The organism is Nitrosopumilus sp. (assembly GCA_029862745.1).
In the GTDB taxonomy this organism is placed as follows: domain Archaea; phylum Thermoproteota; class Nitrososphaeria; order Nitrososphaerales; family Nitrosopumilaceae; genus Nitrosopumilus.
Map to the genome: position 1 here is coordinate 18,025 of JAOTWS010000006.1, position 12,684 is coordinate 30,708.

Annotated in this window: 14 protein-coding genes; 4 read left to right on the plus strand and 10 right to left on the minus strand. The window is 33.3% G+C overall.

Going from position 1 to position 12,684, the window contains the following annotated elements:
• Nucleotides 1-31: 31 nt before the first annotated feature.
• The 6 genes from OEM44_07455 to OEM44_07480 form a co-directional block, all read right to left on the minus strand.
• Nucleotides 32-1,018 carry an inorganic phosphate transporter gene (locus OEM44_07455; GenBank protein ID MDH3516635.1) on the minus strand — a complete coding sequence of 329 codons (987 nt, stop codon included), beginning with the start codon at nucleotides 1,016-1,018 and terminating at the stop codon, nucleotides 32-34.
• Between the two features lie 9 nt (nucleotides 1,019-1,027).
• On the minus strand, nucleotides 1,028-1,657 hold the full coding sequence (locus OEM44_07460; protein ID MDH3516636.1) for a DUF47 family protein: 630 nt from the start codon (nucleotides 1,655-1,657) through the stop codon (nucleotides 1,028-1,030).
• A 126-nt stretch (nucleotides 1,658-1,783) separates the two neighbouring features.
• Nucleotides 1,784-3,388, minus strand: coding sequence for a hypothetical protein (locus OEM44_07465; protein MDH3516637.1), 1,605 nt, complete (start codon nucleotides 3,386-3,388; stop codon nucleotides 1,784-1,786).
• Nucleotides 3,389-3,806: 418 nt separating this feature from the next.
• Nucleotides 3,807-4,592 (minus strand): ABC transporter permease, encoded by a 786-nt coding sequence (locus OEM44_07470; GenBank protein MDH3516638.1) that lies wholly within the window; start codon nucleotides 4,590-4,592, stop codon nucleotides 3,807-3,809.
• Nucleotides 4,589-5,584, minus strand: a complete 996-nt coding sequence (locus tag OEM44_07475; protein ID MDH3516639.1) for an ATP-binding cassette domain-containing protein — start codon at nucleotides 5,582-5,584, stop codon at nucleotides 4,589-4,591. Before OEM44_07475 ends, OEM44_07470 begins: the two co-directional genes overlap by 4 nt.
• Nucleotides 5,585-5,787: 203 nt before the next feature.
• Entirely contained in the window at nucleotides 5,788-6,240 is a 453-nt protein-coding gene (locus tag OEM44_07480; GenBank protein ID MDH3516640.1) for a hypothetical protein, read from the minus strand.
• Between the two features lie 88 nt (nucleotides 6,241-6,328).
• Between OEM44_07480 and OEM44_07485 the strand changes: the two genes are divergently transcribed.
• Nucleotides 6,329-6,652 carry a nitroreductase/quinone reductase family protein gene (locus tag OEM44_07485; GenBank protein ID MDH3516641.1) on the plus strand — a complete coding sequence of 108 codons (324 nt, stop codon included), beginning with the start codon at nucleotides 6,329-6,331 and terminating at the stop codon, nucleotides 6,650-6,652.
• Nucleotides 6,653-6,835: 183 nt separating this feature from the next.
• Nucleotides 6,836-9,058, plus strand: coding sequence for a beta-propeller domain-containing protein (locus OEM44_07490; protein MDH3516642.1), 2,223 nt, complete (start codon nucleotides 6,836-6,838; stop codon nucleotides 9,056-9,058).
• Nucleotide 9,059: 1 nt separating this feature from the next.
• On the opposite strand, the gene OEM44_07495 is transcribed toward OEM44_07490, so the two are convergent.
• Complete coding sequence (locus OEM44_07495; protein ID MDH3516643.1) at nucleotides 9,060-9,704, minus strand: hypothetical protein; 645 nt, start codon at nucleotides 9,702-9,704, stop codon at nucleotides 9,060-9,062.
• Nucleotides 9,705-9,786: 82 nt separating this feature from the next.
• Here OEM44_07495 and OEM44_07500 point away from each other — a divergent pair, with 82 nt between their 5' ends.
• Nucleotides 9,787-10,266, plus strand: coding sequence for a hypothetical protein (locus tag OEM44_07500; protein ID MDH3516644.1), 480 nt, complete (start codon nucleotides 9,787-9,789; stop codon nucleotides 10,264-10,266).
• Nucleotides 10,267-10,275: 9 nt separating this feature from the next.
• Here OEM44_07500 and OEM44_07505 read toward each other — a convergent pair whose 3' ends face one another.
• Together OEM44_07505 and OEM44_07510 are read right to left on the minus strand one after the other, a co-directional pair.
• Nucleotides 10,276-10,635 (minus strand): tetratricopeptide repeat protein, encoded by a 360-nt coding sequence (locus tag OEM44_07505; protein MDH3516645.1) that lies wholly within the window; start codon nucleotides 10,633-10,635, stop codon nucleotides 10,276-10,278.
• Between the two features lie 100 nt (nucleotides 10,636-10,735).
• Nucleotides 10,736-12,142: a peptidase gene (locus tag OEM44_07510; protein ID MDH3516646.1), complete on the minus strand. Its 1,407-nt coding sequence runs from the start codon at nucleotides 12,140-12,142 to the stop codon at nucleotides 10,736-10,738.
• Nucleotides 12,143-12,351: 209 nt separating this feature from the next.
• Between OEM44_07510 and OEM44_07515 the strand changes: the two genes are divergently transcribed.
• The gene (locus tag OEM44_07515; GenBank protein MDH3516647.1) at nucleotides 12,352-12,486 is read left to right on the plus strand and encodes a hypothetical protein; all 135 of its coding nucleotides are present in this window, start codon (nucleotides 12,352-12,354) and stop codon (nucleotides 12,484-12,486) included.
• A gap of 42 nt (nucleotides 12,487-12,528) precedes the next feature.
• Here OEM44_07515 and OEM44_07520 read toward each other — a convergent pair whose 3' ends face one another.
• Nucleotides 12,529-12,672 carry a hypothetical protein gene (locus tag OEM44_07520; protein ID MDH3516648.1) on the minus strand — a complete coding sequence of 48 codons (144 nt, stop codon included), beginning with the start codon at nucleotides 12,670-12,672 and terminating at the stop codon, nucleotides 12,529-12,531.
• Between the last annotated feature and the right edge of the window lie 12 nt (nucleotides 12,673-12,684).

Below are 12,684 nucleotides of genomic sequence, written 5' to 3' on the forward strand. Positions count from 1 at the left end.
GCTGAAATAAAAATCAAGGTATTACTTGAAATCAAATAAACAAATAAATCAAATAAGTAAATGCTATGGCCATTCCAGCACTCCCAGGTATCGTGATTATCCATGCAAATACAATTTGTTTTCCAACTTTCCAGCGTACAGCACGTTTTCTCCGTGCAGCTCCTGCACCCATAATGGTACCGGTAATAGCATGAGTAGTACTAGCAGGAACACCCAAGGTTGAAAAGATTGCCAACATAATACCACCGCCAGTCTCTGCGGCAAATCCTTGATATGGTTTAAGTTTTGCAATTTTCATACCTAATGTTTTGATAACTTTGTATCCTCCAAAGAATGTACCTAGTGCCATAGCAGAAGCAGCAGCAAAAATTACCCATAGTGGCATATCAAGTTCTGGGATCAAACCTGTCGAAAATAAAATTAGAACAATAATACCCATTGTTTTTTGCCCATCATTTGCACCATGTGTTAAAGCAAACCAAGCTGAAGATATAATTTGTAATCGTCCAAAAGTTCTGTTTACAATTGCAGGTTTACGATTAGCAAAGACGGTTATGATTAATCCAGTTAACAAGAATCCAAAAATTATGCCACCTGTGGGAGCAACTATAATTCCTGTGATTACTTTTTGAAGACCATCAAATAGTAATTGATCAAAACCTAATACAGCAATGCCTGCTCCCATAATTCCACCAACTAAAGAATGACTGTTAGAAATTGGTAAACCAAAATATGTACATAAACTACTCCAAGCAATTGCACCAGATAAAGCACCAACAACCATGTAAACGGTTACATCGTCAGGATTCAAAATTCCTTTAGAAATTGTGGTTGCAACGGCCACACCAAAAATAAATGGACCTATAAAATTTGCAGCTGCAGACAGGGCAACTGCGTGTATTGGTTTTAAAACACGTGTTCCAATTACAGTAGCAACAGAATTTGCTGAATCATTGAAGCCATTAACAAAATCAAAGATTAATGCAACAATAATTGCACCTATTGCTATCTCTATCATTTAATCATCTCAAGTGTATTTTAGAACGATATCTTCAATGACATCTGCAACATCAACACATCTATCAGATGCAGTTTCCATTGTTTCATAGATATCTTTTAGTTTTATGATTTTGATTGCATCATTGCTTTCAAACAACTCTTTGATAGCTTCTATATACATATCATCTACAACATGTTCGATTTTACTTGTATTTCTACAATGTTCAATCATATCTTTAGAATTCTTCATATGCTGAAGTTTTGAAATCATGTATTCTACTTCTTTTGTGGCTTTAACAAGTTCTTTTGCCATATCCTGAGAGTATGGAGGAGGTGTAGAGATTTTGTAGCTATACACCCTTGCAGAAATTCCATCCATGAAATCTATTACATCATCAATTTTAGATGCAATCCTTTGCATATCTTCACGATCCAACGGAGTGATGAATGTCTTGTTTAGTTCAAAAAAGATATCACGTGTTAATTCATCAGCCTCAGTTTCAAGCTTATGAATTTGTTTAGATTGTTCTACATTACTTAGATCTGAAAATAAAACCACCAAGGCTTCAGAGGTTTCAACTGCTTTCTTTGCTAAATTATCAAGAAGGATTAAGAGTTCTTTCTCATTAGATTTTACCCACGATAACCATTGTCCCATAAACTATCAATGATAGGTCTAGACATAAAGCTACGGAACATAAAGTCTATTGTACTATATAGAAAGAAGTCAAATTGAAAATTATCATATGATCGCAATATGAAATTGTATTTTTAAGGAAAAAAATTATTTTCGAACTGTGAAATCAGCAGCCCATTGATCAGTGCTTTTTAGATCGGTTGTACTTTCAGTATTTGCCTTTATTACATCAAACATCGCATCATATGCAGGGTTGTTTGGATGATATCCTTGGCATTCAAACTCAAAGATATTTTCTAGTGCAAACATGTTTTTGACATAGCTTTCTTCACTGTTTGTGTTTGTAGAAACGTTATAGGCAATTGCTCTACAATCCTCAAAGTTGAAACCACGAACTACACCTTCAACAGATACTAAATCAACATCTATGTCAACTAGATCTTTATTTTGAATTCCACCTACACCTTGAACTTTACGATTCTCATCAAGATTGTTGTAAAGCATTGGATAATCTCCTACTACTCCTCGTAATTCTAATGTTGGATAGATTGCTTTTCCTATGAAGGTAGAATCAGGGGTACTTTCTCCAAGAACTTTGCTTTGCTTAAACATAGAGAACTCAATTATTTCAATACCATCTGTAAAAGTAAATGTTGTAATTACACTCAGATCTTGGTCAGTATTTTGAATTAGTTCCACATATTCATTTGTGAGATGTGTGGTTTTCCAAGTAGTAGCATCTCCTCTAAGATCATCATAATTGGTATTAACTCCTTTAATTCCTGCACAGGCAAATGTTAATTTATTAACAATTGCAAATCCACTCTTTCCAGTGAATCCTTCTTCTTTATCTGTTCTAGTGGTGATTTCAGCATTAGATACCCTACAATCTTTAAAATCAAGACCTCTCAATACAGATTCGCCATTAGTAAATTCTACTAATGCGTCAAAGTCAATGTTTGATGCAGTAGTAAGTCCAGATACTTGTCTGGATTTATCAATTGCATTGTACAACAATGGATAATAATCCAAAATTCCTTCTACTTCAAATTCTGCAGTTACATTTTCAGCAGATTCTTCGTAACCTGAAACTAGATTAAAAACAGGAAATTCAATTTTCTCTACTCCGTTTTCAAACGTAAAAGTTACTGAGGTTGTTACATTATTTGCAAATTTGAATCCAGATTTACCAAAATCAGTAAATGATGGAATTACTGATGAAGATATGGTATTTTTTTTATTTATTCCGCTACATTCAAAGTCAATTTTATCTACAATTGCAAAACCAGTTTTTGCAAAATAGCTTTCATAATCATTTGAATCTAGGGTCTCAACTTGATAATTATCTATTGTACAATCACGGTAATGTAAAGTAATTACAGACTTATTCTCTTTTATAAAATCTACATCAACGTCAAAGTATTTTAGATGATAATCATATACCGCACTAGAAAGTCTATATTGATATGCTTGATCCATTGCTTGGTGCAATAATGGAGAATTAGTAACAGTTCCTTCTACAGAAAATGATACCCCAGAGTTATCTATAAAATTTTCACCCATTTTAAATACAGGAAATTCATATGTTTCAATCCCATCTCTGAATGTAAATGTTAGAACTGGAGTAACATGACCAACCATATTGTACATTTCACTTTCTTCAGCGTATACATTTGATAATCCGAAAGAAGTTGCTACCAACGATACAATAATACTAAAAATTACAATGTTGTGCATATTATTCAAAGTCATTAACTTAGGATAGAAAAAATTTACCTATAAGCTGTGTCATGGTTTTCTAATGATAGAATATAGTTAGGAATTGATAGCTAAATCTATATAGAAAAAGAGCTTAAAAAAACTAGATTATTTCCAACTAAAAATCATGATTATAGTTATTTACAATCAATCAAGGAACAATATTTTCTTAATCATCCACTGCAATAAATTCATGGTATGAAAAAGGACCTAATTTGCAATTCCAAATCGATCCCATTCGGAGAGTGAATAATAGTTGTCCAGAGCAAAAGAATATGGAATTAATGCGCCAGATAGCAAAATTATTGAAAATATCAATACAATATAGTTAATACATGTCAACAAAGATAATTGTAAAAATTTTACAAATATCTTCAAAGTTAGTAATTATATAATTTTTTTATCATTTTTCTTAAAAAGGCTTGTTTACTTCACGTGTGAAGACATAGCTTGCAAGTGTAATCATTACAAGTACAAATGCAACTAGTATGCCAAGACTAAGAAGTATAGGTATTCCACCCTCAGAAATGCCTGTCATCATTTCTCGAACTAGTAAAACAGTGTATGTTACAGGGTTTAGTTTTGCAATAATTGCAAGCCAATCAGGAAGTAACTCCAATGGGAATAATGCAGGACTCAACATAAACAGAGGCATTCCAAGAAAATTGATCACACCCCAAAATGTTTCCTGAGATTTGGCAGTTGCCGCAACCATTACAGAGATTCCAGAAAATCCCAGTGAGAATAAAATAACAATCATCATAATAGGAATAATCATTATAGGATTTGGGAAAGATACACCAATTGCCAGTGCAATTCCCAGAATCAAACTAGCTTGCATAGCTGCAATTAAAGATATTGCAGACATTTTTCCAAGTGCGATAGAAGAACGGGAAATTGGAGACGTTAATGCCTTGTTCATGAAACCATATCTTCTATCCCACAATGTGTTGACGCCACCAAAAATACTAGTAAAAATCGCAGTAAGTATTATAACACCGGGTGCCATAAACTCAATGTATTCACCCTCAAATCCAACTGACTGAATTAAAGGTTGAGTGCCTGAAAAAGTATTTCCAATTACAATTATCCATATTGCAGGTTGGATCAATCTAATCAAAACACCACTGCGTGATTTTTTGTATCTCTTTAACTCTCTCCAAAAAATTGTGTATGTGTCATACATCAAAGTATTCATGCACGTAACCTCTTCATCTTTGCGTGTTCACGTTTCCTATTAAATCCAGATTCATCATCTCGAATTTCATGTCCGGTATAAGAAATGAATACATCATCAAGTGTGGGTTGAGTTAGTGAGATAGAGATTATTTTGATATTAAATTTTGATGAAATTTGAAAAATTTTTGGGATTATTTCTGTTCCATGAGATGCAAAAAGAGTCAGTTTAGATCCATCTTTTTTTATTTTTTTAACAAATTCAATTTTTTCAATCTCAGATAAGAAAAAAGTATGCTCACCCTCATTTACAACAATTGAGATTACCTCATTCCCCATAGCATTTTTCATATTTGTCGGAGAATCAATAATCTGTATCTTTCCACCATCTATTATTCCAACTCTATCACACAGGTTATCTGCTTCTTCCATATAGTGAGTGCTAAGAAAAATAGTCATGTCAAATTCAGTATGGATTTTTTTAATATATTCCCAAATCTTTCTACGAGTTTGTATGTCAAGTCCAACTGTAGGCTCGTCTAGAAATAATACTTTAGGCCGATGTAAAAGACCACCTGCAATATCCAACCTCTTTCTCATCCCACCAGAATAAGTAACAACTGCCTGATCTTGTTTGTCAGTCAATTCAATTAATTCCAATACATCGTCAATTCTTTTGTTAATTTCTTTTTTTGGGATATGGTTTAGTTTTGCTTGCAGTAAAAGGTTTTCTCTCCCAGTCAAATATTCATCTACTGTTGATTCTTGTTGAACATATCCAATATTTTCTCTAACTTGTTTTGCATTTGTTATGACATCAAATCCAGAAATTAGAGCTTGTCCTGATGTTGGTTTTAGTAAAGTAGTTAGAATCATCATTGTGGTACTTTTGCCTGCACCATTAGGTCCCAAAAACCCAAAAATCTCACCTTCTTCAACTGAGAAAGAAACATCATTTACTGCAATTACATTGCCAAATGATTTTGTTAGAGATTCTGTTTTAATGGAATACAATATCTTGATCGCAATTGTCAATTATAAATTGCTTAGTTCAATTAGTTCTCAGAAAAAATTTAAAGACCAACTAAAGAAGAGTAATATGAAAGGATTGTGTCAGAAATGTCACACATCTAATGTAGATGTGATTATCCAGGATGGAATTCCTGTTTGTGCAGTTTGTACTAAAAAGCAGATTAATTAAAAAAAATCAAAAAATACTAGTCAAGATTTTTGAATGCATCTCGTGTCATTCCTAAAATGACTTTTTCTCCAATCCCCCAAATTTCTGATTTGGATAAAATCTTTGAATGTAATAGACCGTCACTTACTTCAATGGATTCTAATTCATGGGTATCAGGATTTCGATGTAATCGTTTTATTTTACCAATTTTATGACGATCAAGATCTACTACAGGAATCCCAGTTCTGATAGGGGGCCTACTAAGAAGCAGTGTTTCTTCAGAAAATTTATCAATATAATCCTCTGAAAGAAAATAGTCTTTGTTGAAACCCTGATGGATTGTAACGCCAGAAACTGTAAGTGTATCAGAGTTAATGTGAATGTGTTTAACTTTACCATACTCAATTCCTTCCCTATCAATCACTTTCTTTCCAGTGAATGTATCGGCAGTGGTAGTATTTGCAGGCATTCCCTCAAGTTTTATAGACATAATACACCATCAAAAGATTTGCTTATCATACCAAATATCAGAAATTTCTATCAATGAGGTTAAATTACTTGACAGAAGAAAGTCACATATGGAGATAAAGGAGGAATTATTCAGGCCAACTCTCATTACAAAAGGAAGAATAACAGGCAAGAGCCACACAGTAATGTTACGCGCAGTAAAGTATGACGGAAAGATTTACTTTTCAAGACATAAACCAGATGGAGATTGGTTCAAAAATGCAATGGCAAATCCAGAAGTACAAATCAAATACAAGGATACAACATTTGTAGGAATTGCAAAATTAGTCACAGATGAAAAATTAAGTGAAAAGATTTCAGAGTTGAAATACCCTGGAGAAGAAAGAGCCAAAGAAAAAAGAGTGACGATTCAAGTCACGCTAAATCATAGTTAAACTATTTTGATTTTAAGTCACCTATCAGAAGAGTCATCAGAAGACATCAAACAGGTTGCATAAATGATACGTATGTAAAGTGTTTGGTAAAATTACAATTTAACTAAACCTTTTATCCAGAATTATCAAAGAATAACAATCACTAAATTCTAGTGTTAAAAAACAGAGTAATATGAAGAGAAGATGAATTCAAAAATAACGATTCCAATAATAATAGCCATTTCGGTAATAGTCACAGCAGCAATAACATACTCCATTAGTGTTGAGCAGGAACCTCAAATTTTACAAAAAACTGCACCTGAAATTATCTATGTAGAAAAAGAAAATTCAAAATATTTTGAAGGAACTCACGATATCAAAAAAATAGATTCGCAAGAAGAATTAAAAAATATTCTTAAAGCATCAACATTTTTTGAAGGGCAATTTTTTGATGATAGGGTATTTTCAACTAGAATGATGATAGATAATGCAGTTATGGAATCAGATGGATTTGTAGGTGCACCAATACCTGCTACAGTTCCTCAAGGAGCAGTAGCAGGTAAAACAGAGTCTAGAGGTTCAGAGTATTCAACTACAAATGTTCAAGTTGAAAATGTGGATGAGCCAGACTATCTCAAAAACGATTCAAAATATGTATACATTGTTTCACAAAACACACTTTCAATTATTGATGCATATCCTGCAGAATCAGCAAAACTTGTTCTCAAAATTGCATTAGACATAGAATCTCAATATATTCAGAACATGTTTTTAAATAAAGACAGATTGGTAATATTTTACAATGGTCAAAGTGATGATGAAATTATTCCACAATATGACTTTGTTCCAAGAAGATCATATAGTTCAGTCACACATGCATTAATAGTAGATGTCTCAGATAAAGAGAGTCCAAAAATTCTCAAAGATTATTCAATTGATGGTCATTTCAGCGATGCCAGAATGATTGGAAATTATGTATATTTTGTAACAAACAGCAACATCGATTATCAATATCCAAAACTTCCAGTGATAATGGAGGATTCAGTCAGAATCATGACACCAGAAGCATTCTACTTTGACAATGTAGAACAATTTTCAAACTTTAACACGCTAACTGCAATAGATATATTCGGAGACACAATTAATTCAGAGACATTCCTAATGGGATATACTGGATCTATCTATGTATCAGAGGATAACTTTTATCTGACGTATCAGCAAAATATGCCCTTGGGGTTTTATGAGAGTTCAGCTAGAGATAGATTCTTTGATGTCATAGTTCCACTGCTGTCAAGCGATATCCAAGAAAAGATCAAAGCAATACAAAATGATGCATCAATTAGTTCATCCACACAATGGATAAAAATTTCCGAATTAATGCAAAAATCTTACAACGAAATGGATAAAAAAGAAAAAGAAGATCTTTTTGAGAGAATCAAAGAGGCCTTAAATAAATATGATACAAGAATCCAAGAAGATACAAACAAAACGATTATTCACAAAATATCAATTAATGAGGATAAAATAGACTATATTGCAAAAGGTTCAGTTCCTGGAAGATTACTGAACCAATTCTCCATGGATCAAAGCGGAGATAGATTTAGAGTCGTTACAACTACTGAACATTATACTCAATACCAAGGAATCATTCGTGCAAATGCAGTTTATGTCTTAGATGAGCAGCTTAACATTGTAGGTAAATTAGACCAGATTGCTCCTGATGAGAGCGTGTATTCAGCCAGATTCATGGGAGACAGACTATATTTAGTAACATTCCAACAAATCGACCCATTTTTTGTAATCGATTTATCTAGAGATACTCCAAAGATATTAGGCGAGTTAAAAATTCCAGGATTTTCGAACTATCTGCATCCATACGACAATGAACATATTATTGGTATAGGTAGAGACACAAAAGAGATTGAAGGTGGCAGAGTTCAGCAACTAGGAATCAAAATTGCGTTGTTTAATGTTTCAGATGTGAGCAATCCAAGAGTAATAGAAGATGTAATAATTGGAGACAGTTCTACATACTCAGAATCATTGCAAGATCACAAAGCATTCTTTTTTGATAAAACAAAAAGTCTTCTCTCAATTCCAATTACAGGAGATATTAAAAATCTTAACGATGATTCAAATTCCAAAAGAATCGCTCCAGATTATAATCGTTGGAGTGGATTCTATGTATATTATTTAGATAGTCTAGAGGGATTTGATCTTAAAGGTAAAGTTGTTCATTCAGATAATGATTCACGTTATTATGGTATGCACAACGCAAGAACATTCTATATTGACAATGTATTATACACTGCATCAGAAGGATATCTAAAGATGAATTCCATAAAGGATTTGAAAGAAATTAATTCATTAAAGTTTGAAAATACTGGAAAGTTTATCGGATATATTGATGAAGCAATTTTACGGTAGATCATACCAGATGCACTATAGTTGATATTCCTCGTCTATCAAACTCAACATCATTTTCAACCTCACTAATAGTTACAGTAAATGAAATGACATCACGAGGTTTACCATTTTCTGCATGAAGTTTAAGATGAATATCCATCATATCAAATTCCTGGGTAGGTAGATCAGTCTCATCCAAATATGCACCACAAGTTGATTCTATTCTAAATCGATCATCTTTAAAATGAAATCCAAGTTTCATTTTTCTTCCATTTCTTCCAACCCCTTTAACATTTACATCAATAATTCCAGGATGGGTTTCAGTGTAGCCAGATCTATGATTTACAAAAACTCCAATCTCAAGAGGTTTACCAGCAGTCGATTCTGCCATTTTTTGAATTCCATCATTCATAACAACATCTACTGCTTTAATGGATTGTGCAACTTTTGCTATCCATTCATTTGTTCTTTTAATGGTAGATCTAATACCTGCACGTCTTCTTTTATCTTCATCTTCAGGTAATTTGTAATAGTCAACCCAAGCCTCATAATCATGTGAGATGTCTTCAATAAAATCTATACATGTTCGTCTATATTCATCGACATTATCAGTTCTCTCTGATTCATCGCCTGTTCTCATTCCGTCATAATCCATCGGCATTGCCATATTCTGAGTTAATCCAAGTTCTAAAAAAACCAATCTTGAGTCAAATTTAATGATTATAATAGGAATTATTCAAAGGAATACTATGATATTTTCAGAAATTGTGACCGATTTACAAAATCAACTAAAAAAAGATTTGGCACAAATTATATTTCTTCTAAAGAAAAATCCAGCTACTGGATATGCAAGAATTGTAGAGATTGGAAAGGAGGTTGGAAAAAAATACAACATCAAATTAATTGTAAACTTTCCAAAAGAAGGAAGAATTGAAGAATTTGATATGTATGGAAAAAGAGATTTGAGTTTAATTGTAGATTATGATCGAAAGAGATTTCCAATCGACAGGGAAATAATTAAACAAAAAGCAAAAGAAATTCTAGGAGATATCCAGACAGAAGATGCATACATGTATGAAAATAAAGAAGGAGTAAGGGTTTACACTAAGAATTGGAAAATAGATATTCTACCTCACTCAGTACACATTTGGACAGAATTCAATGATAAAGTTACAGCGTTTTGTGATTGGTTGATGGAAAACGCCTATGAGATGAAGAAAAAAGAATAGTCTAATGAATTAGATATGTTCAAGATCATCTAAAAGTTTTTGAGCCTCAGAATTTTTGGGCTGAAGTTTTAAGATATGTCTACAGCATTCAATGGCTTCATCTTTTTGCTCTAAAGCCAAATGAACATTAGTTTTCAGAGTAAGTATCTCAACATCATTATTATCTAATTGAAAAGCTTTTTCAAAATAAGGTAATGCTTTTTTGGCATCATCCACTATAAAGAAAACACTACCCATGATAAACATGAAATCAGGATCATCAGAATATTTAGATTCCAAACTCTTTCCAAACGCAACTGCCTTGTCATATTCGCCATCTTTTAGTAATTTTTTGAGATGACGTTTTGGTTGTTTGAAAAAACCCACCATATCGATTCGTTATTTTAACAGAGATTAGTAATTTGAATGTAAGACATTATAGTTTTCAATCAAACAAAGATTGTGGTCGATAGCCACTTGGAGTTTTAGTTTAAGTGTTTCGAGGAACTTTCATTATTCCTTCTTTAATCAAGAACTGAATTCCTAAGATGAAATCTGAATCTCCAATAGAACCATTAGCCCACCAGCCTGCGTTGTTCTTAACCCAAGATGGTATGTCATTTGTAGTTCCACCAGAGCCTTGAGTTGTTGGTGGGATCTTCATTATTTTTTCTTTAATCAAGAACTGAATTCCTTGGACAAATGAATTATCATCAATTGCACCATTAGCCCACCAGCCTGCGTTGTTTTTGATCCAGGAGGGAATTTCTTGAGCCGGAGACACACCATTAGAATCATAAATTGGAACTTGTACTTTCAAATAATCAGAAGATCCAGAAGGTGCAATTCCTTCAGGTGCCAATCCATAAATCCAAATCACATAGTTGGCAGTTCCTGGTTTTTCTTTTACAAGTATATCAACAATTTGTTGCCCAGATGGAGAGTATAGGAATTTTTTACCTTGTTCTTGTGCAATTGATCTTAAAGGAGTTAGATTTTCATCAACAGTTAGAAAATCAAACTGAACTTGATTCAAAAATTCAGTATCATCATACTTACTAATGAAACTAATAAGCCACTCCATTTCACAGCCTGTAACTGGATCTTCAGGACCATAAAAGATGTGGACTTGGTAATCAAAGTTATGTGTGGGTTTTTTTATGCTGACTGTTTTTTCAAAATTAGTTTCACATCCTGCCGCTCTAAATTCATCTGTAGTTGAAACTATTCCCTTAAATGGGCTCTCTTGTACATTTTCTTTATACTCTAATAATCGAAATTCATATTCAGTGGGAGGTATTCCTTCTGATACATGTGTGTAAGTTTTAGCTTTTATTGGAAATGGGAAACCATCAACTATCCAAACTTTGCTTCCAATTCCACCAGTTTTCCAATACATTTGAACAGCCTCCCAAGTACCTGCAGGAACAGTAATAGTTTCAATTGCTCTTGGAATAACTTGCTCACCTCCAATGTTTCCAATCTTACCCCATGATGCAGATTTGAATTCTTTTGGACCTTTTCCACCAGAACTATCGTCAGATGTTGCAAATGCTGAGAGCCAGACTACAGAAGATTTGAATGCGCCACGGTAAACGCCTAATTCTGAACTACCACCTGTTGGTTCAGGTGCAATTTTTCCTAACTCCATTTCACCAACAATTACTTTAGAGCCATCATAAACCACAACTTCAGATAACCATTTAGTTTCACTTCCAACCTGTTTGTCACCTTTAATCCATATATCCATTTCAAAATTTGCGCATTCTTTGTAATCTACATGACACATGCTATAAGAAAAGAAATCGCCTTGTTTGAGCCCTTCACCTGCATACCATGATCCTGCTTTATCAACACCGCCAGCAGATGAGAATTGCGCAAATGCTGAAGAAGACACTAAAGATCCAAAAAGAAATACGGTGATTATGGAAAATAGTAAAAGTACTTTCAATCTATAAAAAAAATGGTAAAACAGATAGTTAAACGTTGTTCAACTATGAAAAGTGGTAAAAAGAGGTAATCATTACTACGCAAATAAGCAAATATAGAGGAAAATGTACAGAAATTCCAGAAATGTGTGAATGTTCAAAAGTCCATTTATTTGAAGTGGAATTCAAACTAGATGGGATGACAGTAGTTCCTACACACAAAAACTGTGGATTTGCACTAGATGAAAAACAGGCAGACAAGTTCCAAAAAGAGTTAGTAAAATCATGGGGTTTTGAACAAGATGAAGAATGAATAAATAAAAAATAAAAAATAAGTTTTAAAGCTGCTATCGAATTATAGTTGTCCGACAGCTTCTTTACAAACACTTGTTGAACATTTGCAATCAGCACTGCATATACAATGACCTTGCATTGCGCAATCGCATGAATAATCTGGATCTCCGCTGGCTGCTTCGCATCCACATGCTTGATCTACCATGCTAAATCAGTA